The sequence below is a fragment of the Bacillus sp. NPDC094106 genome, from assembly GCF_044764345.1.
Classification (GTDB): domain Bacteria; phylum Bacillota; class Bacilli; order Bacillales; family Bacillaceae_G; genus Bacillus_A.
Map to the genome: position 1 here is coordinate 42,714 of NZ_JBIWHY010000010.1, position 25,089 is coordinate 67,802.

General features: G+C 36.4%; 20 protein-coding genes and 1 pseudogene. 10 read left to right on the forward strand and 11 right to left on the reverse strand.

Annotation, left to right across the window (positions count from 1 at the left end):
* Window positions 1-452 precede the first annotated feature (452 nt).
* Complete coding sequence (locus ACIQ7L_RS15685; RefSeq protein WP_016112459.1) at window positions 453-1,631, reverse strand: NAD(P)/FAD-dependent oxidoreductase; 1,179 nt, start codon at window positions 1,629-1,631, stop codon at window positions 453-455.
* Between the two features lie 44 nt (window positions 1,632-1,675).
* Window positions 1,676-2,116, reverse strand: a complete 441-nt coding sequence (locus ACIQ7L_RS15690; RefSeq protein ID WP_400570459.1) for a DUF1641 domain-containing protein — start codon at window positions 2,114-2,116, stop codon at window positions 1,676-1,678.
* 621 nt (window positions 2,117-2,737) lie between these two features.
* Between ACIQ7L_RS15690 and ACIQ7L_RS15695 the strand changes: the two genes are divergently transcribed.
* Entirely contained in the window at window positions 2,738-3,298 is a 561-nt protein-coding gene (locus ACIQ7L_RS15695) for a biotin transporter BioY (protein WP_400570460.1), read from the forward strand.
* 140 nt (window positions 3,299-3,438) lie between these two features.
* The gene (locus ACIQ7L_RS15700; RefSeq protein ID WP_400570461.1) at window positions 3,439-4,350 is read left to right on the forward strand and encodes a thioester domain-containing protein; all 912 of its coding nucleotides are present in this window, start codon (window positions 3,439-3,441) and stop codon (window positions 4,348-4,350) included.
* Window positions 4,351-4,381: 31 nt separating this feature from the next.
* On the opposite strand, the gene ACIQ7L_RS15705 is transcribed toward ACIQ7L_RS15700, so the two are convergent.
* A complete protein-coding gene (locus tag ACIQ7L_RS15705) occupies window positions 4,382-5,020 on the reverse strand; it encodes an NAD(P)-dependent oxidoreductase (RefSeq protein WP_400570462.1) in 639 nt (212 codons plus the stop codon).
* A gap of 321 nt (window positions 5,021-5,341) precedes the next feature.
* Between ACIQ7L_RS15705 and ACIQ7L_RS15710 the strand changes: the two genes are divergently transcribed.
* The gene (locus tag ACIQ7L_RS15710) at window positions 5,342-6,781 is read left to right on the forward strand and encodes an alanine/glycine:cation symporter family protein (protein WP_400570463.1); all 1,440 of its coding nucleotides are present in this window, start codon (window positions 5,342-5,344) and stop codon (window positions 6,779-6,781) included.
* A gap of 885 nt (window positions 6,782-7,666) precedes the next feature.
* Window positions 7,667-8,848: a NupC/NupG family nucleoside CNT transporter gene (locus tag ACIQ7L_RS15720; protein WP_400570464.1), complete on the forward strand. Its 1,182-nt coding sequence runs from the start codon at window positions 7,667-7,669 to the stop codon at window positions 8,846-8,848.
* A 40-nt stretch (window positions 8,849-8,888) separates the two neighbouring features.
* On the opposite strand, the gene ACIQ7L_RS15725 is transcribed toward ACIQ7L_RS15720, so the two are convergent.
* From ACIQ7L_RS15725 to ACIQ7L_RS15735, 3 genes are all read right to left on the reverse strand, one after another.
* Window positions 8,889-10,061: a DUF418 domain-containing protein gene (locus ACIQ7L_RS15725; protein ID WP_400570465.1), complete on the reverse strand. Its 1,173-nt coding sequence runs from the start codon at window positions 10,059-10,061 to the stop codon at window positions 8,889-8,891.
* 174 nt (window positions 10,062-10,235) lie between these two features.
* Entirely contained in the window at window positions 10,236-10,742 is a 507-nt protein-coding gene (locus ACIQ7L_RS15730) for a ferritin (RefSeq protein WP_016112449.1), read from the reverse strand.
* Between the two features lie 55 nt (window positions 10,743-10,797).
* The gene (locus ACIQ7L_RS15735; protein ID WP_400570466.1) at window positions 10,798-11,121 is read right to left on the reverse strand and encodes a MazG nucleotide pyrophosphohydrolase domain-containing protein; all 324 of its coding nucleotides are present in this window, start codon (window positions 11,119-11,121) and stop codon (window positions 10,798-10,800) included.
* Between the two features lie 73 nt (window positions 11,122-11,194).
* Between ACIQ7L_RS15735 and ACIQ7L_RS15740 the strand changes: the two genes are divergently transcribed.
* A complete protein-coding gene (locus ACIQ7L_RS15740; protein ID WP_400570467.1) occupies window positions 11,195-11,773 on the forward strand; it encodes an LOG family protein in 579 nt (192 codons plus the stop codon).
* A gap of 146 nt (window positions 11,774-11,919) precedes the next feature.
* Here the strand turns inward: ACIQ7L_RS15740 and ACIQ7L_RS15745 are convergent, their stop codons facing one another.
* On the reverse strand, window positions 11,920-12,360 hold the full coding sequence (locus ACIQ7L_RS15745) for a Dps family protein (RefSeq protein WP_400570468.1): 441 nt from the start codon (window positions 12,358-12,360) through the stop codon (window positions 11,920-11,922).
* A 681-nt stretch (window positions 12,361-13,041) separates the two neighbouring features.
* Between ACIQ7L_RS15745 and ACIQ7L_RS15750 the strand changes: the two genes are divergently transcribed.
* The 4 genes and pseudogenes from ACIQ7L_RS15750 (at window position 13,042) to ACIQ7L_RS15765 (ending at window position 16,545) form a co-directional block, all read left to right on the forward strand.
* On the forward strand, window positions 13,042-13,476 hold the full coding sequence (locus ACIQ7L_RS15750) for a DUF3920 family protein (RefSeq protein WP_097899416.1): 435 nt from the start codon (window positions 13,042-13,044) through the stop codon (window positions 13,474-13,476).
* Between the two features lie 109 nt (window positions 13,477-13,585).
* Window positions 13,586-13,996 (forward strand): annotated as a pseudogene (locus ACIQ7L_RS15755) (MarR family winged helix-turn-helix transcriptional regulator).
* 50 nt (window positions 13,997-14,046) lie between these two features.
* Entirely contained in the window at window positions 14,047-14,745 is a 699-nt protein-coding gene (locus tag ACIQ7L_RS15760) for a pirin family protein (RefSeq protein ID WP_400570469.1), read from the forward strand.
* 150 nt (window positions 14,746-14,895) lie between these two features.
* Window positions 14,896-16,545 carry a M4 family metallopeptidase gene (locus tag ACIQ7L_RS15765; RefSeq protein WP_400570470.1) on the forward strand — a complete coding sequence of 550 codons (1,650 nt, stop codon included), beginning with the start codon at window positions 14,896-14,898 and terminating at the stop codon, window positions 16,543-16,545.
* Window positions 16,546-16,590: 45 nt separating this feature from the next.
* Here the strand turns inward: ACIQ7L_RS15765 and ACIQ7L_RS15770 are convergent, their stop codons facing one another.
* A complete protein-coding gene (locus ACIQ7L_RS15770) occupies window positions 16,591-16,905 on the reverse strand; it encodes a metal-sulfur cluster assembly factor (protein ID WP_400570471.1) in 315 nt (104 codons plus the stop codon).
* A gap of 138 nt (window positions 16,906-17,043) precedes the next feature.
* Here ACIQ7L_RS15770 and ACIQ7L_RS15775 point away from each other — a divergent pair, with 138 nt between their 5' ends.
* Entirely contained in the window at window positions 17,044-18,138 is a 1,095-nt protein-coding gene (locus tag ACIQ7L_RS15775) for a TIGR04053 family radical SAM/SPASM domain-containing protein (protein ID WP_400570472.1), read from the forward strand.
* 53 nt (window positions 18,139-18,191) lie between these two features.
* Here the strand turns inward: ACIQ7L_RS15775 and ACIQ7L_RS15780 are convergent, their stop codons facing one another.
* From ACIQ7L_RS15780 to ACIQ7L_RS15790, 3 genes are all read right to left on the reverse strand, one after another.
* Window positions 18,192-19,883, reverse strand: a complete 1,692-nt coding sequence (locus ACIQ7L_RS15780; RefSeq protein WP_400570473.1) for a methyl-accepting chemotaxis protein — start codon at window positions 19,881-19,883, stop codon at window positions 18,192-18,194.
* A 247-nt stretch (window positions 19,884-20,130) separates the two neighbouring features.
* On the reverse strand, window positions 20,131-21,825 hold the full coding sequence (locus tag ACIQ7L_RS15785) for a methyl-accepting chemotaxis protein (RefSeq protein WP_400570474.1): 1,695 nt from the start codon (window positions 21,823-21,825) through the stop codon (window positions 20,131-20,133).
* A gap of 576 nt (window positions 21,826-22,401) precedes the next feature.
* The gene (locus ACIQ7L_RS15790) at window positions 22,402-24,915 is read right to left on the reverse strand and encodes a YhgE/Pip family protein (RefSeq protein ID WP_400570475.1); all 2,514 of its coding nucleotides are present in this window, start codon (window positions 24,913-24,915) and stop codon (window positions 22,402-22,404) included.
* Between the last annotated feature and the right edge of the window lie 174 nt (window positions 24,916-25,089).

Here is a 25,089-nt window from a genome sequence, read left to right on the forward strand (position 1 = left end):
TTTAACTAGGTGAAGTTTTAAATGTATATATACATCAATTAAAAAACCAACATAAACCCCCTCTTTTTAGGTGGGAGAGAGCATCTGGCCATGTATAGAAGCGGTCACTTTTTCTGCCACATGCGAAGTAAAAGCAGAAAAAACAAACGAGTGTAGGCTACTTTTTATTTTGTATAGCAGGGGTTTAGATGCCGAAAAATTAAAATGGATTTATATAGATTGCATTTGAATAGAGTAAACTTTGTAAAAGCGAGGGAGTTCTCCCTTGCTTTTATTATTTTCTTAGAAATTGAAGATGAAGATTCTATACACAATTTCGTCATAATAAAGTCAGTATATATAAGAATATGGAAGAGGTGTATCTGGCTTTCATGCCGAATAAAAATATATAGATGACTATGGATAAAAAAAGCCCAAATCATGGTGAAACATGATTTGGGCCAGCATTTGGATTAGTAAGCTAAGCTGAATAATCCTTTAATGTGTGATAAGTAACGAACGTTACTTGCTTCTTTCATTAATGATGCTGGTAAGCCTTTAAGTGGAGTTGAGCTTGCTCCGATTGTAGCAACAGCATCTTTACGTCCTAGACTTGCAAGTGTTCCAGAGTTTACTGGTGCGAACTCTTCGAATGCTTTGCCTTCTAGTGCTGCGTATAAGTTGTATCCAATTAACTCACCCATTTGCCAAGCGATCTGTGCAGTTGGTGGGTATGGACGGCCTTCTGGACCGAAGACAACAGCGCTGTCTCCAGCAACGAATACGTCTTTGTGAGAAGTAGATTGTAGGTATGCATCAACTGTTGCACGACCACGGTTTACTTCAAGACCTGATTCACCGATTAATGGATTACCTTGTACGCCGCCTGTCCAAACGAATGTGTTAGCAACGATTTTTTGACCGTCTTTTAAGTCGATTTCATTGCCAGCAACGTTTGTTACAGGAAGACCTGTTAAGAATGTAACACCGCGTGCTTCTAAGCTAGTAGTTGCACGTTCAATTAAATGGTCAGGTAATACTGGAAGGATTTTTGGGCCTGCTTCAACAAGAAGTAATTTTACTTCTTTAGGGTTTACGCCATGGCTTTTTGCAAGTTTAGGCATAATGTCAGCAAGCTCACCAACTAGCTCAACGCCAGTTAATCCGCCACCGCCGATTAAGATTGTAGCATCAGCTTCGTTTTTCGTTTTAGCGTATTCACGAATACGGTCTTCAACGTGTTTGTAGATTTTGTTTGCATCAGCAGCAGATTTTAATACCATGCTGTTTTCTTCTAGTCCTGGAATACCGAAGTAAGCAGTTTTACTTCCTAAAGCAACTACAAGTGCATCGTAAGATAAAGTAGTGCCACCAGCTAGTTTAATTTCTTTGCTATCAACTGAGAATGACTCAACTGTTGCAATTTTAAGATCGATGTCTTTGCCTTTGAAAAGTTTTTCAAGTGGCATTGCAACTGCTTGCTCAGAAACGTTACCTGCTGCAAGGCGGTGTAGTTCAGTGATGATTTGGTGTGTTGGGTATTGGTTGATCACTGTAACTTGTGCCTCTGATTTGCTGTAATATTTACGTACATTTAAAGCGGCTAGAAGTCCGCCATAACCAGCGCCTAAGATGACAATTTGTTTTGACATAGTATGATATCCCCCGTCTTTACTAATTGTTGTTATAAGATAAATTATTTATTATTGCGTTCTGCACTAATTTGAAGATAAGCGTTTACAAAGCGGAACATTTTTTGTGCTTGTGGATCTTTTAGTAATTTTAACAGACCGAAAAGACCGATAACTTCAGTGCTTGCTTCTGCACGATCTTTTGCTTCGATAGCAGTTGCTGCCACGCATTTCACTGTATCTTTTACAGGTTCTACAATCTCTTGGATTGCACCAACAGTGTCGCTTTTTAATACTTCGTCAGTAGCAACAGTTTGAGCAAAGTCATAAGACTTAGTTAGAATGTTAACAAGCTCAGTTAATTTTGGAAGCTGTTCTACTAGTGTAGTTAATGACTCTTGTACCTCAGGTTTTAACAACTGATCAAGTACATCAAGTTGTCCTTGGCTAGCAGAAATTTGTAAAGTTTCTTGTTCAGGCTTTGTTTGAGTGATAGTTTCTGGCATCTCCAATTCTCCTTTACGATAACAATACTCTTATTTTTTTTGGGAATAAACATCCCCGTGTAGCAGGTAAGAGGCAGCAAGAATTTGCAAAACTTTATACAAAGCTTCACAAAACGCAATAAAATGCTTTTAAATTTATGATTACAAGTAGAAGGCAATCATAAATCCAAAACCATAATTTCTTACCTATTATTTATGAACTTGTCCGATACATGGCTTGTCCGGATAATGGAAAGTTCCTTTATCGGAAAGTGTATATAATATATATCCTTTATTATATACTATATGCACCCAGGTTAACATAAAAATGATCCCTAATTATTTGACTTTTAGTCCATAACCTAGTACTGACAAGGGAAGAAAGCATATATTTTATTTTACGGTTACTTAAAATGTACTTAATTATAGAGGAAAAAAGGAAAAAATGAGCAAAAAGTGTTTGTTTTTTCCTTTTTTAAATTAATAAAAGAGGATATGGAACAAGTGAAAGAGAAGAGTGCAAGCAGATTTGTGCTCTTCTTTTTGTTTGTTAAAAACTAAATATTCAAACAACGTATTTACTCTGTATATTAAATAGGATATCTTAAATTTATAATATTAAATTTTCTTAGGGAGGCATATATGAATAATCATAATACAAATCATTTCCGCATGTTAATTGTTACTGCACTATTTGCTGCTATTATTGGTATTTTAGCCCAAGTTACAATCCCACTACCGCTTGTTCCGATAACAGGACAAACGCTAGCAATTGGGCTCACTGCTACAATTTTAGGGTCGCGCTATGGCACTTTATCGGTATTGTTATATGTTTTAATTGGTGCTACTGGAATTCCTGTTTATGCAGGGTTTAGTGGAGGGTTATCTGTTTTATTTGGTCCCACAGGAGGATTTTTATTAGCATTTATTCCAACAGCGTTTTTAATTGGGCTTTTAACAGAAAAGATGAAACTTACATTTTGGAATTCATTATTAGCAAATATTTTAGGAATGCTTGTAACATTAACAATCGGGACTGTATTTCTAAAGTATGTGGCTTCCCTAGGTTGGCAGGCAGCTTTCATGGGTGGTTTTGTTCCTTTCTTAATTGTAGGTGTGATAAAGGCTGCGTTAGCGGCGTGGATTGGAATCAAAGTGCGTGGAGCATTAGTACGTTCGAATTTGCTTCTTCAAGAAAGTTAAATAATTTTGACGCCAAAAAGCGTAGGCATAGCCTATGCTTTTTTATTTTGCAGGAATCTAAGTGAATGTCATGCATAAAAAATTTTTCTAACTAAATACTATACAGTAGTAAATTTGTTATTTTATAAGGGGTTGTAAACATGAATATAAAACAATCGTTTAAACTATTGGTTGCTTTTTTGAGTGTTTTATTTGTATTTACGAACTTATTATTTCCACTTCAAAAAGCATTCGCAGAAGTAATGGATCATACAAAGTACGAAATGGATTGGAGCTATAGTAAGGCAAAAAAGAGACCAATCCGAACAGAACTTATCAAAACAGCGGATGGAAAAATTGCCTTTTGCTTGAATGTAGATTTGAAATCACCAAGTGGTCAAGATTTACCTGAGATAGGTAAGGTGGATATTGGTGTATACCGCGTGTTATTAAACGGGTACCCACTAAAAAGTCCGCAAGAATTAGGGGTTTCTGATTGGAGAGAAGCGCATTATGCGACGCAGCTTGCTGTGTGGAATGCGCTGAAACAAATAGATATTAATGAATTAGATTTTCGTAATAAAAATGTAGAGAAATTAGCGAAAGACATTGTTGCAAAAGCGAATAGCAGTGAAGAAGTACAGGAAATTACGATGAGTGTTTCGCCGTCAGAAAAACAAGAGGCAGTACTAAAAGATGAGTTCTTCGAAACCGGCTTATATACAGTGCAAACAAACGCGAAAAGCGGCACATACAAAGTACAAGCAACGGGTGCACCTCAAGGCGTGAAGTTTGTAAATGAAAAAGGTGAAGCAAAAACGGAATTTAATGTAGGTGAAAAGTTCCGTATTTTAATTCCGAAAGAGACGCCAGCTGGTGAATTTAGCTTTAAAGTATCGGGGAACTTAACGAAATTACAAGGAATTTCGTATAAGGGAACACCGAAAGTTCAAGATGCGGTAGTTCTATTAGAACGCAGTGAAGAGAAAACAAGCCCAGAATTAGCAGTAAGCTGGAAAAAGGCTGGTGTACCACAGAAACCGAATAAACCTTCTACACCATATAAAAGATAAAGAAGCACTGGCAAACGCCAGTGCTTCTTTATTACTCAGCTTCAGAAACAACTGTGAAGCGTTCGTTTACGTGTTTTGGATTTTCAATTTCATCAAGTGCAGCTACAGCGAAGTCTTCGTAACTTACATAGCTATCACCTTTTGTGTTAACAAGAAGGTGATCTTTACCTATTTTGTAAGAGCCGGTACGTTTTCCTAATGCGAATAGTGCAGAAGGGCTGATGAATGTCCAAGTAATATCATTTGTTTGTTGTAAGATTTCTAGATTTTTTCCTTGGTTTTGAGCAGTCGCAAGGTACTCCTTTGGGAAACCTGGCGTGTCGAACACGCGTGTTGTTTTTTCCTCATCTACAAATAAACTCCCGGCACCGCCAACAACAAGTAATTTTGTATGAGGTGCGCCTTTCATTGCTTCACTTAATACGTTACCTGCATCTACGTGAAGGTGTTCTTGACCTGCTGGAGCACCAAATGCATTCACAACTACATCAAATGCTTGAAGATTGTTAGCAGTAAGATCGAATACGTCTTTTTCTAAAACTTTTACATTGCCTTCTGTAATTTTTGTAGCGTTTCTTACGATTGCAGTTACTTCATGTCCGCGATCTAAAGCTTCTTTTAAAATGCGACTTCCAGCTTTTCCGCTTGCTCCGATAATTCCGATTTTCATAAGGAATCCCTCCAAAAATTTTATGAAATAAGTATTAAAATGTATGTCTGAAAATGAATAGATATTTTTACATCAAGTTGTTTATCACCTTAATGTAACTATTATAGTTACAGGTTTTGTTTTTTGTCAATTGCTTTGTTTAGAAAACAAATTCATGTTTTATCATTTTTTAAATAAAAAAAGTCGTTTGTTCTCGAATATTACATGTTCATGTCATAAAATCTAACGCATGGAAGTTATATCCTGTCGAAAATTGTTGATTTTTGAGTATTTTTTGAATATAATTCAACTTATGGAAAAGGAAAGGGAGGATTTCAATATATGGTTAACATCTTAGAGAAGTTCGTTGGGGTAACGAACAATATTCTTTGGTCTTATATTCTGATTGCAATGTTAATAGGCTTAGGTCTTTATTTTTCTTTTAAATTGAAGTTTGTACAAATTCGCCATTTAGGGGAAATGGTACGATTAATGGGTGATGGTTTAACTGGAAAGACGCGTAAGAAGGGTAGTGTATCTTCTTTCCAAGCTTTCTGTATGAGTTCCGCAGCCCGCATCGGGATTGGTAACTTAGCAGGTGTGGCATTAGCGATTTCTATGGGAGGTCCTGGAGCAGTATTTTGGATGTGGGTAATTGCTATTATTGGGGCATCTTCAAGTTTTGTAGAAAGTACACTTGCACAAATTTATAAAACAAAAGATGGCAGTGGATTCCGTGGTGGCCCTGCTTATTATATGGAAAAAGGTTTAAATAAACGCTGGATGGGAATTTGGTTTTCTATTCTTATCACAATTAGTTACGGTTTAATTTTTAACTCAGTACAGGCGAATACAGTTACATTAGCATTTAAAAATGCTTTCGGTTTAGAGCGTTATATTGTAGGGATTGTACTAGCTGGATTAATTGCGGTTATTATTTTTGGCGGTGTTAAGAGTATTGCACGCATGTCAGAAATGATTGTTCCGCCAATGGCAATCATTTACATTGCAGTAGCTATCTTTGTTGTTATTAAAAATTTCTATTTACTTCCAGATGTCTTTACAGAAATCTTTAAAGGTGCGTTTGGTTTAGATGCAGCTGTAGGTGGCGGTATTGGAGCGGCAATGAAGTATGGTATCCAGCGCGGATTATTTGCGAATGAAGCAGGTATGGGTAGTGCGCCAAATGCGGCTGCGACAGCGGATGTAACGCACCCAGCTAAACAAGGATTTATTCAAACAATTGGAGTTTTAGTAGACACATTTTTAGTATGTACATCAACAGCATTTATCGTACTATGCTCTGGAGCATATAAGGCAACGAATTTAGAAGGAATTGAATTAACGCAAAAGGCGCTAAGCTCACAAATTGGACCATGGGCAAGCAGCTTCTTAGCAATTATTATTTTCTTATTTGCGTTCAGTTCACTTCTAGGAAACTACTACTATGGTGAAACGAATATTGAATTTATTAAGAAAAGTAAGGCATGGCTAACAGTCTATCGTATTGCAGTAGTCGGAATGGTTATGTTTGGCTCTGTTGCAACGCTTCAAGTTGTTTGGAATATGGCAGACTTATTTATGGGGTTAATGGTAATCACAAACTTAATTGCAATTACATTACTTGGTAAATTTGCATATGCTGCCTTGGCAGACTATGTAAAACAAAAGAAGCAAGGAAAAGATCCAGTATTCCGTGCAAGCTCTATTCCAGGGTTAAAGAATACAGAGTGCTGGGAAGATTCTGTGGTAATAAAAGAAAAAGAAGAACAAGCTGTATAATAAGGAGAGAGCATCAGAGCGAATCTGATGCTCTTTTTTATATATACATCAATTAAAAACTGACATAAACCTCTCTTTTTAGGTGGGAGAGGGCACCTGGCCATGCATAGAAGCGGTCAGGGCCTTTTTCTGCCACATGCGAAGTAAAAACAGAAGGAGTAAACGAGTGTAGGTTACTTTTTAATCTGCATCGCAGGAATTTAGATGTCGAAAAATGAAAATGGATTTATATATATCATACAAATTGAAAAACCAACATAAAAACCCCTCTTTTTAGGAGGGAGAGGGCACCTGGCCATGCATAGAAGCGGTCAGGGCCTTTTTCTGCCACATGCGAAGTAAAAACAGAAGGAGTAAACGAGTGTAGATTACTTATTATTCTGCATCGCAGGAATTTAGATGTCGAAAAATGAAAGTGGATTTATATGAAGGGAATCGATGAAAATCAATCAAACGTTGTTTCTTCATTCGGACTAAGATTTGTATATGGTGCAACGTTAGTTAGTATTTTATCAGCAATTATTGTTGGGATAATGTTATAAAAATGAAAAGTAATGAGCGAGGGCTTATTGCTTTTTTGTATTCCAGAATATCAATGGTAGAGATTTGAGGGAGAAATTAACATATGATTTATTGAAAAAATTATGTTGCATTTCATCTAGATAACGCTTACAATTTGTTTGTGGGTGGTATCAGTTTCATACTTTCAATCGAGTAGAGAAGGAAAGACCACTAATTATAAATTGCAATTTATGTAAACGCTTACTGATTTTAGATTCCAGTTTAAAGTAAATAGTATGTTCGAGGTTCTTATTTTTTTAGCAATAATGGTCAGACGTCATTCGTTGGACAACAAATAACTCATGAGAAGTGGAGGATTCACACATGAAACTAGTTATGTTTCTAGTCGGTTTACTTGTTGTATTTGTACTAGGTTACCTTGTAAGTTCAGATCGAAAGAAAATTAAGTATAAACCAATTGCAATTATGCTTGTTATTCAATTAGCATTGGCTTACTTCTTATTAAATACAAAGATTGGGTATGTGTTAGTAAAAGGAATTTCAGATGGATTTGGTGCGATTTTAAACTATGCAGGAGCTGGGGTTAACTTTGTATTTGGTGGCTTAGCAAATGATGGACAAGCACCATTCTTCTTAACAGTATTATTACCAATTATTTTCTTAGCAGTATTAATTGGGATTTTGCAACATATTAAAGTTTTACCGATTATCATTCGTGCAGTCGGTTTCTTATTAAGTAAAGTGAATGGTTTAGGGAGATTAGAGTCATATAATGCAGTAGCAGCTGCAATTGTTGGTCAAGGTGAAGTATTTATTACAGTAAAAGATCAATTAAGCAAATTACCAAGAAATCGTTTATATACACTTTGTGCATCTTCTATGTCAACGGTATCGATGTCAATTGTCGGTTCTTATATGAAGATGATTGAACCAAAATATGTAGTAACAGCACTTGTATTAAACTTATTCAGTGGGTTCATTATCGTTCATATTATTAACCCTTATGATATTAGTGAAGAAGAAGACATTTTAGAATTACAAGACGATAAGAAGCAAACGTTCTTTGAAATGCTAGGCGAGTACATTATGCTTGGATTCTCTATTGCAGTTACAGTAGCGGCAATGTTGATTGGTTTCGTTGCATTGATTACAGCAATTAACGGTGTGTTTGATTCTATTTTCGGAATTACATTCCAAAGCATTTTAGGATACATTTTCTCACCATTAGCATTTATTATGGGTATTCCAACATCAGAAATGCTGCAAGCAGGACAAATTATGGCAACAAAATTAGTAACAAACGAATTTGTTGCGATGATTGATTTAGGAAAAGTAGCTGGCGATTTATCAGCTCGTACAGTAGGTATTTTATCAATCTTCCTTGTATCATTTGCGAACTTCGCTTCTATTGGGATTATTGCAGGAGCAACGAAGAGTATCGATGGAAAACAAGCAAACGTTGTATCCTCTTTCGGATTAAAACTTGTATACGGTGCAACGTTAGTAAGTATATTATCAGCGGTTATCGTTGGGGTTATGCTATAAAATAAAAAAGCAATGAGCTTGGGCTCATTGCTTTTTTTGTTTAACTTACTTTCTTTAACTTACGTTTAAAAGCAGGCCTTTTTAAATAAGTGCCAAGTCGCCAGACGTATTCAACTGGACCTATGCGATACCTTTGTAACCAATAGGTACTAGTGTATAATTGGATGACGTAAATGACAATTGTTAATATAATTCCACAGAAATAGCCTATTTTCCCATATAAGCCAAGTCCATACGCATAAAAAATTGTTGTCGCAATGATAGATTGTGCTAAATAGTTACTAACAGACATTTTCCCCATATTAGCCATATACGTTAGTAAACGTGATGCTTTTTTGTAATGAAATAATAGAATAATCGAGCTTCCGTAAAAAAGAGTCATGCTTATTGGTGTAACACTGTCTTTTAACATAATAAGAAGTGGTTGTTTTGTTAATAACTCTAAGATTTTTACAGCGAAAGAGAAAATACCACTGATGAGCCAGATTTTTTTGAGAGAAGGTAAATATTTATCTATTTCAAAAAGCCACCCTTTTTTTCCAACATACATTCCTAGTAGGAATAGTGGAGTCATGAAAATCAATGCGAAAAGTGTTATGAAAAACGTTCCGAAAAATCCAGTAATTCCTATGTATTCAAAAGGATCTTCATTCATACGGAATTTTACATGTTCTATATAACTACCAGTTTCATGAATATGTTGTTCTTTTGCAATATAAGGTGCAAAGTCTTTGGCCATATCTACATCTGATTGGGCGGGATAAGACATGAGCATTGTTAGTACTAGTAGTATGGATGCCCAAATGAGTAATGTTTTTGGTTTTCGATTTATAAACATCATTAACAGGATTCCTATAATTCCATAAGCAAATAATATATCTCCATCCCAAACAAAAGTACCATGAAGATATCCAAGGATTAGTAAAATACTAAGGCGGCGGATATAAAGCGGAAAGAAACGCTTTTCTTTTGCGAGAATACTTTTTTGCAGCATTATGATACTAAGTCCAAATAAAAAAGAAAATAGGGAGATGAAATTATGGGTTCCAAAAAATTGTATAAACCAGTTGGCGCCCTCATCGATTTTTCCAAAAACATAAGTAGGTTGTTCGCCGCTAAACATTCCAAATTGGATTAATGTTATATTGACGAGCAAAATACCGAATAAAGCAAAGCCACGAACGGCATCAATTGCTTCTACACGTTGATTCATAGTTTTTTCTCCTCTTATTTTTGTTTTTTCTTTAAAAATAATAGCATTTATATTGGTAGTCCTATGTAGAATGCATGAAGAATTAAGCTGATTTTAATCCAGTGTTAAGGTAAGAGGGGATTTAGAGTGGAAAATAAAAATCACCTTAACAAACTAGTTAAGGTGATAAGGATATTACTCAGCAGGAGGAGTAAACGTACGTTTTTCCAATTCCGCATCTAACATAAATAGAGCGTTAGAGTCGCTTGTAATACGTTTTAGTTTTTGAATGATGCTATCGAAAGAAGCTTCTTCTTCAACCTGTTCGTCAACGAACCATTTTAAGAATGTAATTGTCGCGTGCTCACGCTCATCCCAAGCGATATCGGATAAGTTGTAAATACGCTTTGTTACTTCGCGTTCATGCTCAAGTGCGATTTCAAATGCGCTTAAAACAGATTCGTATTCATTGTTCGGGTTTTCGAATCCAGTAATAATAGCGCGCTCTCCGCGGTCATTAATGTAATTGTAAAGTTTCATTGCGTGGAAACGCTCTTCTTCTGCTTGGACAAGGAAAAAGTTCGCGAACCCATCGTAGCTTTCTGCTGTGCAGTAAGCAGCCATCGCCATATAAACATGGGCAGAGTAAAATTCAAAGTTCATTTGGTCATTAAGCGCATCGTGTAATTTGGTAGATAACATTAAAATCCTCCTTTGTACTATGTCAGAAACATTATATCATAATTGATAAATATTCTCATTTACTTTCTTCAAAACGTTTAGACAGCTTCTCCACATGTGCTTCCATAATATCTTGTAAGTCTAAATCATATTTTTGAGAAAGAATAATGAGATTGGCAAGTACATCCCCAAGTTCTTCTTTTAATTCAATTTTTAATTCTTCAGTTTGCTTTGCTTGTTCATCTGGGCGATCACGTCCAATTTCAATGGCACGCACAACTCGTGAAACCTCTCCAACTTCTTCCGTTAGGAAATTTAAGCGAATAAAAGAGTTATACTGTGACCAGCTTCGTTTTTCGTAAAATTCCTCAACCCATCTTTGAAATTCGACAATATTCATTTCTTTCTCATCCCCTCAATATGTTGTACAATGTTCATTGTATCATGACAATATATAGTTTTGGGGTGTGGATATGAGAAAGATTTGTGTGTTTGCAGGTTCGAATCTAGGAGAACGACCTGAATTTAAGGAACAAGCAATTAAGCTTGGGGAATTACTTGTGCAAAATAATTGTGAATTAGTATACGGTGGTTCATGTGTTGGTTTAATGGGTGAGATAGCTAATGAAGTGCTGCGTTTAGGCGGACGTGTAACAGGTGTTATGCCGCGTGGCTTATTCCGCGGAGAGATTGTTCATAAAGGGTTAACGGAACTTATTGAAGTGGAAACAATGCATGAGCGTAAAGCGAAAATGGGAGAACTTGCTGATGCTTTTATCGCTTTACCAGGTGGCTATGGAACATTTGAAGAGTTATTCGAGGTTGTATGTTGGTCACAAATTGGAATTCATGACAAGCCTGTTGGGATATTAAATATTAAAGATTTTTATAGTCCAATTCTGCAAATGGTAGATCGTGCTGCAGAAGAAGGATTTATGAATCCATCAAACAAAGGGTTAATTGTTTCAGCAACTACTGCTGAAGAATTATTGGCGAACATGAAAAATTATAAACGACCTGTAATGGGGAATAAGTGGAAACAGCTATCATAATCAATAAGTAAGCAATCGAATAAAATGTGTATGGTCCTTTTTCATAGAAAAGAACATGCGTATTTTTATGTATTTAATTGGAAAAATAGAGCGTATATAAAAAAAGGCATCCCTCTCGTTTTGGGATGCCTTTATATTTGTTTTTCTTATTGATTTAAGAATGCGCGTAGCATCCAAGCGTGTTTCTCTAGTTCTGTGTAGATGCCAAGTAGTAAATCAGACGTCATTTCATCGTCAGCGTCTTGTGCGATCTCCATCCCTTTTTTCAATTCATCTAACATCATTCCGTAGTCTTTCATAATTGCTTCAACCATTCCTTCGGCAGTCTCTCCGTAAGATGCTTCCTGAACAGAAGATAGTTCTAAGTATTCTTTCATTGTTGCGACTGGTTTACCACCAATTGCTAAAATACGTTCTGCGATTTCATCGATATGTCCAGCTGCTTCTGTATAAAATTGTTCGAATTTCTCATGAAGTGTAAAGAATTGAGGTCCTTTTACATACCAATGGAAGTTGTGTAGTTTTGTAAATAATACGTTCCAGTCTGCTACCTGTTTGTTTAATACTACGATTACTTGTGTGTTCATATGATCAATCCCCTTTTGAGTTATTATATTATATCGTTTACTAATTTATAATTATTATAATCTAGTAAACGATATAAATCAAGTCTTTTTCAAACATTATTTTTGAACATTTTTTTACTATATACATCAATTAAAAAGACGACATAAAACCCCTCTTTTTAGGTGGGAGAGAGCATCTGGCCATGCCTAGAAGCGGTCAGGGCCTTTTTCTGCCACATGTGAATTAAAAACAGAAGGAGCAAACGAGTGTAGGTCACTTTTTATTCTGCATAGCAGGGAGTTAGATGTCGAAACATTAAAATGGATTTATATATATTATACAAATTGAAAAACCAACATAAAAACCCCTCTTTTTAGGTGGAAGAGAGCATCTGGCCATGCCTAGAAGCGGTCAGGGCCTTTTTCTGCCACATGCGAAGTAAAAACAGAAAGAGCAAACGAGTGTAGGTCACTTTTTATTCTGCATAGCAGGGAGTTAGATGTCGAAACATTAAAATGGATTTACATAGATATAATGTGACTTGGCCCGTAAAAGCCAGATTGATGAGGGCTAATCATCAGTAGGGATGAAGAAAACGCCACTGATTAAAGTTTCACTTTATATTGCAATATGTGTTTATTTTTTCCTATATGGTGGCATATATATAGAAAAAGGGAATTTGGAAAGGAGAATGGAGGGCAATGGAACTCCAGTTTCAAAACGTATATCAGCAAGCTGGGAATTGGTACGTGCTGGACTCAGAATTTCCGTGGGATATTCAGCAGGTGAAAAAGGATGTGTTTTCACTGATTGAGAGACGAGAAGTCCCAGTTATTTTTTGCGATACGTGTGATACAAATGACGTACTTGTAAAATTAGGAGAAGAGGAAGAAGAATTTTTATTTCCTTTGAACGGTTTTTATCATAAAGAAAAACAAGTAATTTTTGTTTGCATGTGGGAACGATATGAGCAAGTGCTCAAAACTTTACTACATGAATTTCGGCATTCGATGCAGCATGAGAATAACGTATTGTATGTGGAAAAAGAAGTGTATGAGGTACGGTGGATTGAGAAAGATGCTCGTGCATTCGCGGAGCGTAAAATGAATGAATATATGAGAAGGAATGTAAACTAGGATATAGTGGGGGAACACCACTATATCATAGTTTATAACTTACTAAAATAAAGTAATTGACTTTTATAAAGTTTAGTTCTAAACTAAGTGTATCAAGCAAGGTGATGGAATGAAAGCAGAAGAAAGACTTGGATTATTATTATGGTTCCGTTTATCGCGCTTTTATAACAGAAGCGTTCGCGAGACAAATCAGCATTTGAAACAATGGGGTTTATCTGCTGCACAGTTTGATGTTTTAGCTCAAATCGGAGGACAAGATCGATTAACACAGCAGGAGCTTGGGAAGAAGCTATTTGTTACAAAAGGGAATATTACGCAGCTCTTAAATAAGATGGAGCAGCTTGAGTGGATTAGGCGGGAACAGGAAGGTACTACAAAATATCTTTCGTTAACAGAAAAGGGAAGAGCTTTATATGAAGAAGCTCTTCCGCCGCAAGAGACATTTTAAGCAGAACAATTTGGTAAGCTAGATCGCAATGAGCAAAAGCAATTATTAGAATTACTTCGAAAGTTACAATAAAAAAATTTTAAATAAATATCTCGAATTCGAGATAATATGAGGTGAAGGATATGTTTGAAAAAATTGATCATAAAAATATGGGAAGAGCAAATCACGGCTGGTTAAATACACATTTTCATTTTTCATTCGCGGATTATTACAATCCAGACAATATGAGATTTGGAGCGCTTCGTGTTATTAATGATGATTTAGTAGCAGCACAGACAGGATTTGATATGCATCCGCATCGCGATATGGAGATTATTTCTTACGTTGTAGATGGAGAATTAACACACCAAGATAGCATGGGAAATCGAGGGACAATTGAGCGTGGACATGTTCAATATATGAGTGCAGGTACAGGTGTATTTCATAGTGAACACAATTTAGGAAATGAGACATTGCGTTTATTACAAATTTGGATTTTACCTGATCGTGCTGGGCATACACCAAATTACGGTGAGTTTAAATTTGATTGGAGCGGGCGTGAAAATACATGGTTCCATATGGTGTCTCCAGTTGATGGTGATGCACCAATTGCAATCCATCAAGATGCAAATTTATATTCTCTATCTTTAGAAGCAGGAAAAGAAATTAGCTTCCCTGTTAGTGAAGGACGCCAAGTTTATCTTGTGCAAATTGAAGGAAGCGGCGTTGTAAATGGTGAGACACTTGTGATGCGTGATGCAGCAGAAGTGGTTGAAGAAGATATTCACATTCAAGCGAAAGAGCAATCTCATTATTTAGCAATTGAAATGAAAAAACAATAATGAATGAAAAAGGGGGCATCTAACAGGATGTCCTTTTTTTGGATGAAATTGTAAGAAAGCTGTTTCTCAATATTTTTGGGCAGGTATCATTTTTGTTTTTCAGAAATGTATAAAAGTGTCAAAAATTTTTGGGGAATGGGGAGTGTTAGATTGAAAAAGCAAGTCGTTTCATCAGCATTGGCTTTATCCGTTATCATTGGGGGATTTGGTGCATTTGGGGCAACGAAAACACAAGCGGAAGAGCAACAAATTCAATATCACCAAGAATTTAAAACACCAGCTTACATAGGTGAGGAATGGAAAGCACCAGAAGGGTTAGATAAAAAAGAAACCGTATTTCAGTATTTAGAGAGTAAGAAAGACATGTTTAAACTAGCAGGAAATATAGAGAAACATTTCAACATTGTTGGGGAGGAAAAGGATGCTGAATCAGGTACAACACATGTGAAGTTAGTTGAGAAACATAATAATATTCCTGTGTATGGATCAGATCAAACAGTTGCGCTTGATAAAGATAATAATGTGAAAGCATTTTTCGGACAAGTTATCCCGAATTTAGAAGATAAAAATATTCCAACTGCAGCGAACATTACAAATGAACAAGCTGTAAATGTCGCAAAAGCTGATATTGAAAAACAAATTGGTAAAGTGAATAAATATGATGGTGTGAAAAAAGATTTGTATGTGTATGAAAAAGATGGGAAGTACTATCTTGCCTATCTTGTAAAAGCATCGATTTCAAAACCAGCACCAGGATATTGGCATTATTTTGTCGATGCAACAAATGGAAATGTCATTGAGAAATATAATGCCATTGATCAAATTACTGGATTTGGTTATGGGGTGTTAGGAAACAAACAATCATTTGAGATTGCTCAAGATGAGAAAACAGGAGCGTTCAATTTATTTGATGGCAAACGTGGAAAAGGTGTCCATACGTTTAACGCAGATAATATGGACGAGAATATATTTAACCTTTTATCACAATGGCTTGGATACACAGGCGATGAAGTAGAAAGTAAATCAAAGTTCTTTGAAGATAAAGCGGCTGTTGATGCACATGTGAATGCAGGGAAAGTATATGACTATTATAAAAAGACATTTAACCGTAACTCTTTCGATGATAAAGGGGCGAAACTGATTTCCTCTGTTCACGTAGGTGAGAGCTGGAATAACGCAGCATGGAACGGTATGCAAATGATGTATGGTGATGGAGATGGAACAACATTTATTCCATTATCTGCAGGATTAGATGTTATTGGGCATGAGTTAACACATGCTGTAACAGAGCATACGGCGAACCTTGTGTACCAAAATGAGTCAGGTGCATTAAATGAATCAGTATCCGATATTATGGGTGTAATGGTTGAGAAAAAAAGCTGGGATCTAGGTGCTGATATTTACACACCTGGTATCGAAGGAGATGCCCTTCGTTCTCTGAAAGATCCAGCATCCATTCCGAATCCATTAAAACCTGGAGAAGGTTATCCAGATCATTACAGTAAACGCTACACAGGACCATATGATAATGGCGGCGTTCATATTAACAGTAGTATCAATAACAAGGCGGCATATTTAGTGTCTGAAGGTGGCGAGCATTACGGTGTGAAAGTTGCTGGTGTTGGTCGCGAAGCAACAGAAAAAATTTACTATCATGCGCTTACAAAATATTTAACTGCAAACTCCAACTTTAAAATGATGCGTCAAGCTGCAATTCAATCTGCAGAAGATTTATATGGTAAAAACTCTAAAGCGGTACAAGCTGTAACGAAAGCTTATGATGCAGTAGGAGTAAAATAATAAAATGAAAAAAACCTGACTCGATTGTCAGGTTTTTTTTTGCATTTAATCACGGATACCTAGAGCGATTTTCGCCATACGTGACATGCGCTCTTTTGACCAAGGTGGATTCCAAACTACATTCACTTCTATTTCATTGACTTCTGGTACATTTGTTGCTAGTACTTTTTTAACATCTAAAACGATTTGTCCAGCCATTGGACAACCGATAGAAGTCATTGTCATTGTAATGACAGCATTGTTATTCTCATCCGCTGTAACGTCATATACTAATCCGAGATTGATAATATCAACCCCTAGTTCAGGATCAATGACAGCTTCTAAATTGGCATATAATTTCTCTTCGAATTCTTGTGACATGCACAACACCCCTAATATGAATGATATCCATTCTCATTATAAAGGAAATAAGATAAAGATGCAGTGAAATAGCTCACAGTGTTTTTAGAGGAACTTTCTTATACTGATGATAAGTATAAGGAAGGAGAGATTTTGAAGATGGACTATAATGAAAATCCTTTTATTGTGATATGGGAAGTTACACGTGCTTGTGAATTGAAATGTTTGCATTGCCGGGCTGAAGCACAGTATAGGAGAGACCCGAGGGAATTAAATATTGATGAAGGAAAGAATTTGATTGATGAAATATATGAAATGAATAAACCGATGCTAGTCTTTTCAGGTGGAGATCCGCTAATGAGAGAAGACATTTATGAGCTCGCAGATTATGCAATTCAAAAAGGGTTACGTGTTTCGATGACACCTAGTGCGACTCCGAATGTAACGAAAGAAGCCATTTTAAAAGCAAAAGAGGTGGGACTTGCACGCTGGGCCTTTAGTATTGATGGTGCTACAGCTGAGACACATGATCGTTTTCGGGGGACAGAAGGGTCTTTTCAGCTTACGATGGAAGCCATTCAGTATTTAAATGAGTTGCAAATTCCTGTGCAAGTAAATACAACAATCTCTAAATATAATATTCATGAAGTGGAGAAAATGGCAGCGCTTGTTGAGAAGCTAGGCGGCGTACTATGGAGTGTCTTTTTTCTTGTTCCAACTGGCAGAGGTAACATTGCTGATATGATTTCACCAGTAGAACATGAACTTGTATTTCGGAAGTTATATGAAATAGGTAAAATAGCATCGTTTGATATGAAGACAACAGCAGCTCAGCACTATCGCCGTGTTGTTATGCAGCAAAAAAACAGAGAGAGCAAAAGAAATGATACAATTCGCTATGAATATGCGCTGCAAAATGGTTTAACTGGAAAAATAGACGGTTTAGGCCGGGCACCAAAAGGTGTGAATGATGGAAATGGATTTGTGTTCATTTCACATATTGGGGATGTATATCCAAGTGGATTATTACCAGTAAGAGCAGGGAATGTGAGAGAAAATCGTTTGCGAGATATTTATCGTGATTCTCCCATCTTTCAAGCATTACGTAATCCAGATAATTATAAGGGGAAGTGCGGAAAGTGTGAGTACCGTTATATATGTGGAGGCTCCCGTGCAAGAGCATATGCAGTGACAGGAGATTACTTAGAAAGTGAACCGTATTGTGTGTATATACCGAAAACCTTAAGGAAATAAATGATAAAAAAATACAAGCATTCTTTTTACAAAGAAATGCTTGTATAAGAGAACTACTCTGTTTTAAAACGAGATACGAGTGTATCTAATTCTTCTACTGTTTGTTTCATTTGTTTGGCTGTAGAAGCCATTTCATTCATAACGATAACTTTTTTCTCCGCTGATTGAGCAGTCTGAGCTGTTTCAGACGATACTTCATTAGCAATGGCAGTAATATTATTGAGAGAAGCGTTCATTTCTTCAGCACTTGCAGCCATTTCTTCAGCAGTCGCGGAGATTTCTTGTATTTGCGTGGAAACTTGGTTCACTTGTCCTACAATTGTTGTAAAGGAAGTACCAGCTTCACGAATTACATGAATTCCTTCAGATGATTCAGCTTGTCCTTGAGACATCATGGAGTTTGCTGTTTCCGTATCGTTCTGAATTTGATGTAGCAGTTGGTTAATATCGGTTGCAGCTGTTTTGGATTGTTCTGCAAGTTTGCGAACTTCATCCGCAACAACCGCAAATCCTTTTCCTTGCTCACCAGCGCGAGCAGCTTCAATAGAAGCATTTAAAGCAAGTAAGTTTGTTTGTTCCGCAATATTAGAGATTGACTGTACTGCCATATCAATCTGCTTTGTATGAGTGATTAGACGTTCAACCACTTGTGATGTAGCATTGACAGCTTCATGGATTGTTGTCATTTGTGTAATAGATTTTTGAATGACTGCATTGCCGTCATTTGCATATTCAGAAGTAGCGACAGCTAGCTCTGCGACAGATGAAGCAGATTCCGCAATACGTTGAACACTAATAGCCATATCATCCATTGCTGTTGAGCTTTCTTCCATGCTGGAAGTTTGTGATTGAATGCTCGTTTCTAAATGAGACATTGTATTTTGAACTTGTATTGTTGCATCTCGTGATGTACTTGTTTTTTCTAACATATTTTCAGATGCATTTTGTACTTCGATAGATGTTTTTTGAACACGGTTAATAATATGTTGCAAGTTTTCTAACATTTTATTAAAGGAAGTTGCGATTTCACCAATTTCATCATTGCTGTTTACGTGTAAACGGCCTGTTAAATCGCCGCCTTGAGAAGCTAATTCTTTTAGTTTTGTATCAATCTGTTGAATTGGTTTAACAAGTTTACCAGAGAACCACCATGCAAGAATAATAGCGGCAATACTACAGATCACAAGGGATAGGAAAACAATGGATTCAATCGTTAAGGATAATTGATCTATTTGTTGCATAGATTGGTCACGAATTTTTGCTTGTTCATTGCTATAGTTTGTGAAATCACCAATTATTTTATAGACAGTGCCATTTTCTGTTGAAGCAAGTTGTAACGCTTCTTCCCATTTTTGGTCTTTTGTAAGAGGAACGACTTTATCGTCAATAAATTGTCTCCAAGTGGAGCCAGACTGCATTGTATCTTTTACTTGCTGAGAGATATGAGAGTTAGAAAGAAGTTTATCTTTCGTATCTTCTAGACGTTTGCTCATTTCATGAAATTTATCTAGTTCTGCTTGATCATGTTGTAATAAATATCCTCTTAGAGCAGAAAGTTGTACTTGATAAGCATCCCCGCGTTCTGCAAATTCTGTTGCTAGAGGAGAGATATCGCTTTGTAATGCTTCGGCTTTATGTGATTGATCAATAGCAAAAAATAAAATAAGAGCTAATGCAATGCCAAATAAAGCACAAGTTGTTATCATCATGAACATCATTTTTTTACGAATACTGATAAAACTCATATGATAAAACCTCCTTTTAAAAATTATTTTATTAAGATTATTTTATATATAAATTCAAAAGAAAACTCTACTCCTTTTTATCTTGGAATAAAGCTTTCTTCTTCCACTAGGAATTATAGCAGACAGTTGCGTATAGAGGAAGGTATAATATGTCCTTTGTAAGCACATATTTATGTCTTTTTAATATGCGGAAGATAATAGAAAAAGAGAGGCTGTTAAAGAGCCTCTCTTTTGAAAATGATTTGAATTATGAAATTGTTTTAAAGTGCGAAACAAGTGCTTCCAGGTCTTGAGCGGTAGTTTTCATTTCTGATGATTTTGTTGCGACTTCTTTCATAACGTTTACTTGTGTGCCGGCTGAATGTGATGTTTGAGCTGTTTCAGCTGCAACCTCATTTGAAATAGAAGCGATGCTATTTAAGGATGCATTCATTTCTTCAGCACTTGCAGCCATTTCTTCAGCAGTCGCAGACATTTCTTGCATTTGCGTTGAAACTTCATTAATGTGGTTAACGATTGCTGTAAAGGAAGATCCAGCGGTACGAATAACTGTGATTCCTTGGGATGCTTCTGACTGTCCTTGTGTCATCATGTTATTGGCTGCTTGTGTGTCATCTTGGATTTGACGAAGCAAATGATTAATATCTGTTGCTGCTGTTTTAGATTGTTCAGCAAGCTTGCGAACTTCATCTGCTACAACTGCAAATCCTTTTCCTTGTTCACCAGCACGGGCAGCTTCAATGGATGCATTTAAAGCTAATAAATTTGTTTGTTCCGCAATATTAGAAATGGATTGCACAGCTGTATCAATATGCTTTGTATGTGTAATGAGGCGTTCAACCACTTCGGATGTAGCATTGACTGCATCATGTATTGCATTCATTTGTGAAATTGATTTTTCAATCACTTTTCCGCCATCATCAGCTTTTTCAGAAGTTGTCACGGCTAGTTGTGCAACAGAAGAAGCGGATTCTGCGATACGTTGCACACTTGTGGACATATCATCCATTGCTGTTGAACTTTCCTCAATACTGGACACTTGTGAGCGAATATTATGGTCAAGTGTTTGCATTGTAGCTTGAATTTGTGATGCAGCATCCATAGAATCGGTTGTTGTTGTAAACATATTGACAGATGCCTCTTTCACATTTGTAGATGTTTGTTGAACCTGCTGAATAATATGTTGTAAATTACCAAGCATTTGATTAAAGGAATGTGCAATATCACCAAGTTCATCTTTACTGTTTACATCTAACCTTGCAGTTAAATCGCCCTCCTTAGAAGCTAATTCTTTTAATTTGGAATCGATTTGGTGGATTGGCTTAACGAGTTTACCAGAGAACCACCATGCTAGTATAATGGCAAGGACTGTACATATAATGAGTGAAACGCAAATTACATATTGAATGAATTTTGTTGAGCTATGAATGCTCTCAATTAATTGGTTTTGTTTTTCTTTTTCATCATTTGCATATTTTGTAAATCGATTTAAAAGATCATTGACAAAATCAGTTTGCTCCATTGCAATTTTTGATGCTTCCTCCCATTTACCTTCACGTGCAAGTGGAAGCACTTCATTATCTATTACACTACGCCATTTTCCTCCCATTAAGATAGCTTCTTTCATTCCTTCTGGAATGTTTTTATCACTTGTTACTGCTTGACGTGTATCGGCCAACTTTTTTCCTTCTCTATTAAATTTCTCTAATCCTTTTTGGTCATGTGATAGTAAGTATTCTTGTAAACCAGCAACTTGTGCTTGAAACCAATCGCCACGTTCTTTTAAAATAGCTGCTCTTCGTGAAACATCATGTTCTAGGGTGTCTGCTTCACGTGCTTGGGTCGTAGCAAATGTAAGAATAATAATTAGTGCAATACTAAATAATGAACAAATACCTAAGAGCATGAAGAGTAGCTTTTTTCGAATTCCAACATATTTCATAATTATCCCCCACCTTTAAAACTGTTTATTATGATTTTATCATATAAAGAACAAGATTAAAGATTTCCTTATTGTAAAGTTGTTAATCTGTTCAATAGAAGTATAGCAGATAATGGAAGAAGAATATTTCATGTGCATGAATGTTCAGAAAATGTCTACATTTGGCAGAGAAAAATTTTTAGATAAAAATATGAAATATGATTGTATTTTTAGAAAACATCATGTATACTTCTAATTAGTTGATAACGATTATCAATATCATCAAAAACAAAAACAAAAACGTTACTCTTCGTTATGTTGGTCATACCCCTTTTGACTACGTAAGTCAGAGAAAAATGTTGAAATACCTTGTGTCCTATTCTACAGAATCATGGTAATCTCCAACCTCAACTTATATGCGTTAAGCATGTGAAAAAGGATTCCATCCGCAAAGGGGTCCTTTTTTGCATGATTCCGCTAACAGAAATGGGTAGTAATACTCCCAAATTAGATATTCAATATCCATATAAAGATAAAAATAAAAAGCTGCCTCCAAAAGGTCGTTATTCAAAGACCTTTTGGGACAGCTTCTTTCATTTACTCTGCTTCCGCAAGTTTTCCGTATTGACGCTTATGCATCCAAGTTAATGTTCCAATTGTTCCAAGTGATAACAGAACGATGAAGATCATTAAAATACCTGCATTTTGCCACATAAAGCTGAAATCTCCACTTGAAATAACCGCTTTAAATCCTGATACAGAATATGTCATTGGGAACCATGCGTTAAATACTTGCAGTGGTTTCGGAATTAATTCAAGAGGGAATGTACCCGCACTTGTTGTTAACTGTAAAATCAATGTCAAGATCGCAACAAAGCGTCCTGCATCGCTGAAAGTTGTTACTAGGAATTGAATTAACGCAATAAATGATAAGCTTGTAATAACACTAAACAATACGAAGTATGGAATACTTTGTACTTCAACACCTAACCAGAACAGTAATACTGCATCCGCAACAAGTGCTTGAATCACACCAACTGCTAAAAGTACACCAAACTTACTAATAAACCAGCTAAATCCTGATTTTGGTATACCAACTGTTTCGCGTAGTGGGAACACGATAGATAATAACAGTGCTCCAACGAATAAACCAAGAGATAAGAAGTACGGTGTAAAGCCTGTTCCATAGTTCGGAACTTCTGCCGTTTTCTCAGTTTTCACTTTCACTGGATTAGCGAACATTTCATATTTCTTCTCGTCACCTTTTGTTTCACTTGTTTTCTCAGCGCCTTCGCCAAGTTTGGTTGCAAGTTCTTTTGAACCGTCATTGGCTTCACCTAGTCCATTCGTTACTTGACCTGAACCGTCTTGTAAACGAGCTAAACCGCTTTGGAAATCTCCTTTTGGATCTACGAATTGACCTAAGCCACCTGTTATTTTTTGTGATCCATCAAATAAAGCATTTACTCCGTTTGCGAGTGGGCCAGCGTTGCTTGCAAGTTCATTTAAACCGCCTGTCATTTTTCCAGAGCCATTTTCTAACTGACCTAAGCCACCTGTTAACTCGTTTGCTCCTGTAGATAATTGACCTAAGCCACCTGCTAATTTATTTGCTCCAGTCGTTGCTTCTTTTAATTTCTCACCAAGAGTTTGGAAGTTTGCTACAAATGTTTGCTGCCCTTCTACTAATTTATTTGTACCGTTTACAAGCAGTTGTTGACCATCTTTCAATGCGCCGACACCATCTTGTAATAAAACTTGACCGTCGTGAACGGCTTTTGCGCCACCGGCAACTTGCTGCGCTCCTGCTTGAACTTTTCCAGCACCTTCTTTTCCAGCAAGTCCTTGTGCACCTTGTGCAACTGCTGATGTACCTGCGGCTACTTTTTGACTCATTGCAATTAGTTGTTGTAGTTGTTGCTTATCCTCTTCAGGTAAGTCTTTTAATTTTCCATTTAGCGCCGCTAAGCCATCCGCAACAGCTTTTGCTCCATCTGCCGTTGTATTTGCACCAGTACTTAGCTTATCAGCTTGTTCTTTCCATTGTGATACACCTTGAGCTAGATCATTTGCTCCATTGCTTACTTTTTCAGACCCTTTTGTTAGCTCTGGTAACTTACTTTGCATATCTGTTACACCAGCTAACGATTTTTTTAATCCTGCATTTGTATCTTGAATACCTTTTTGTATGTCTGTTGCTCCAGCAGCTAATTTTTCTTGACCACCTTGAATTTGACCTAGACCTCCCGCAATTTGCTGAGAACCAGTAACTGATTCTCCTAAACCTCCTGCAATTTGCTGAGAACCAGTAACTGATTTTCCTAAACCATCTGTGATTTGTTGTGAACCGTTTAATAACTGATTCACTCCACCTGGCATTGCGCTTACTTTACTATTCAACTCACCTAAGCCATTCGTAATTTGATTAGAGCCAGTTGCTAATTGGTCCAATCCATTATTCGTTTTCTTAGATAATTCACCTAAACCATCTGTGATTTGCTGTGAGCCATCTTTTAATTGATTGGTTCCATCATGAAGCTTACCAGCTCCCTCACTTGCATCAGCAAAACCTTTAGAAACATCTTTTAATGAATCAAACATCGTCTCAGCATACGTTTTCGTTACCGAATTTGATACTTCACTTTTGATTTTTTCAATAGCTGATCCGCCAATTTGTGAAGATAAGAAGTTTAAGCTTTCATTTGGAATGTACTCTAGTTTTGATTTTTTAGGGTTTGCATCCAACAGTGTTGTTGTATTTTCAGAGAAGTCTTTTGGAATGCGGATCGTCATGTAGTATTTACGATCATCCATCCCTTTTTTTGCTGTTTTCTCGCTGACAAACTCCCATTTGAAGCTTTTATTTTCTTTCAAATTATCAACAAGTTCTTTACCGGCTTCAATCGGTTTTCCATTATACACTACACCTTTGTCAAGGTTTACAACTGCAACTGGTAAATCATCTAATTGTTCATATGGATCCCAAAACGCCCATAAGAACATACCAGCGTACAATACTGGAATAAATAAGACTGCAATAATTGGAATTAATATTTTTTTGCTTCTAATAATCGTGGCAAACTCTTTTCCAAGCAGTTTCAATCCGCGCATTGTTTGACCCTCCTTTTAAAATATTGACTGTTTTATTCGTTTAGTCATATTGGTGAAAAAAAGAAGAAAATAACTACCAATTTATCCTCTCGTATGTATTGCTGTCTTCTTATAATTCACCCTTCACTAACGTATGACCATACTGTTCACTCGGTCATATTTTATAATAATAAA

What these genes read in the sequence shown, in the direction of transcription:
- ACIQ7L_RS15705 (WP_400570462.1), bottom strand. Translation starts at nt 5,020, where the DNA reads ATGAAAATCGGAATTATCGGAGCAAGCGGAAAAGCTGGAAGTCGCATT.
- ACIQ7L_RS15750 (WP_097899416.1), top strand. Translation starts at nt 13,042, where the DNA reads ATGGAACTCCAGTTTCAAAACGTATATCAGCAAGCTGGGAATTGGTAC.
- ACIQ7L_RS15710 (WP_400570463.1), top strand. Translation starts at nt 5,342, where the DNA reads ATGGTTAACATCTTAGAGAAGTTCGTTGGGGTAACGAACAATATTCTT.
- ACIQ7L_RS15780 (WP_400570473.1), bottom strand. Translation starts at nt 19,883, where the DNA reads ATGAGTTTTATCAGTATTCGTAAAAAAATGATGTTCATGATGATAACA.
- ACIQ7L_RS15785 (WP_400570474.1), bottom strand. Translation starts at nt 21,825, where the DNA reads ATGAAATATGTTGGAATTCGAAAAAAGCTACTCTTCATGCTCTTAGGT.
- ACIQ7L_RS15720 (WP_400570464.1), top strand. Translation starts at nt 7,667, where the DNA reads ATGAAACTAGTTATGTTTCTAGTCGGTTTACTTGTTGTATTTGTACTA.
- ACIQ7L_RS15725 (WP_400570465.1), bottom strand. Translation starts at nt 10,061, where the DNA reads ATGAATCAACGTGTAGAAGCAATTGATGCCGTTCGTGGCTTTGCTTTA.
- ACIQ7L_RS15730 (WP_016112449.1), bottom strand. Translation starts at nt 10,742, where the DNA reads ATGTTATCTACCAAATTACACGATGCGCTTAATGACCAAATGAACTTT.
- ACIQ7L_RS15690 (WP_400570459.1), bottom strand. Translation starts at nt 2,116, where the DNA reads ATGCCAGAAACTATCACTCAAACAAAGCCTGAACAAGAAACTTTACAA.
- ACIQ7L_RS15745 (WP_400570468.1), bottom strand. Translation starts at nt 12,360, where the DNA reads ATGAACACACAAGTAATCGTAGTATTAAACAAACAGGTAGCAGACTGG.
- ACIQ7L_RS15695 (WP_400570460.1), top strand. Translation starts at nt 2,738, where the DNA reads ATGAATAATCATAATACAAATCATTTCCGCATGTTAATTGTTACTGCA.
- ACIQ7L_RS15740 (WP_400570467.1), top strand. Translation starts at nt 11,195, where the DNA reads ATGAGAAAGATTTGTGTGTTTGCAGGTTCGAATCTAGGAGAACGACCT.
- ACIQ7L_RS15735 (WP_400570466.1), bottom strand. Translation starts at nt 11,121, where the DNA reads ATGAATATTGTCGAATTTCAAAGATGGGTTGAGGAATTTTACGAAAAA.
- ACIQ7L_RS15775 (WP_400570472.1), top strand. Translation starts at nt 17,044, where the DNA reads ATGGACTATAATGAAAATCCTTTTATTGTGATATGGGAAGTTACACGT.
- ACIQ7L_RS15685 (WP_016112459.1), bottom strand. Translation starts at nt 1,631, where the DNA reads ATGTCAAAACAAATTGTCATCTTAGGCGCTGGTTATGGCGGACTTCTA.
- ACIQ7L_RS15790 (WP_400570475.1), bottom strand. Translation starts at nt 24,915, where the DNA reads ATGCGCGGATTGAAACTGCTTGGAAAAGAGTTTGCCACGATTATTAGA.
- ACIQ7L_RS15770 (WP_400570471.1), bottom strand. Translation starts at nt 16,905, where the DNA reads ATGTCACAAGAATTCGAAGAGAAATTATATGCCAATTTAGAAGCTGTC.
- ACIQ7L_RS15700 (WP_400570461.1), top strand. Translation starts at nt 3,439, where the DNA reads ATGAATATAAAACAATCGTTTAAACTATTGGTTGCTTTTTTGAGTGTT.
- ACIQ7L_RS15760 (WP_400570469.1), top strand. Translation starts at nt 14,047, where the DNA reads ATGTTTGAAAAAATTGATCATAAAAATATGGGAAGAGCAAATCACGGC.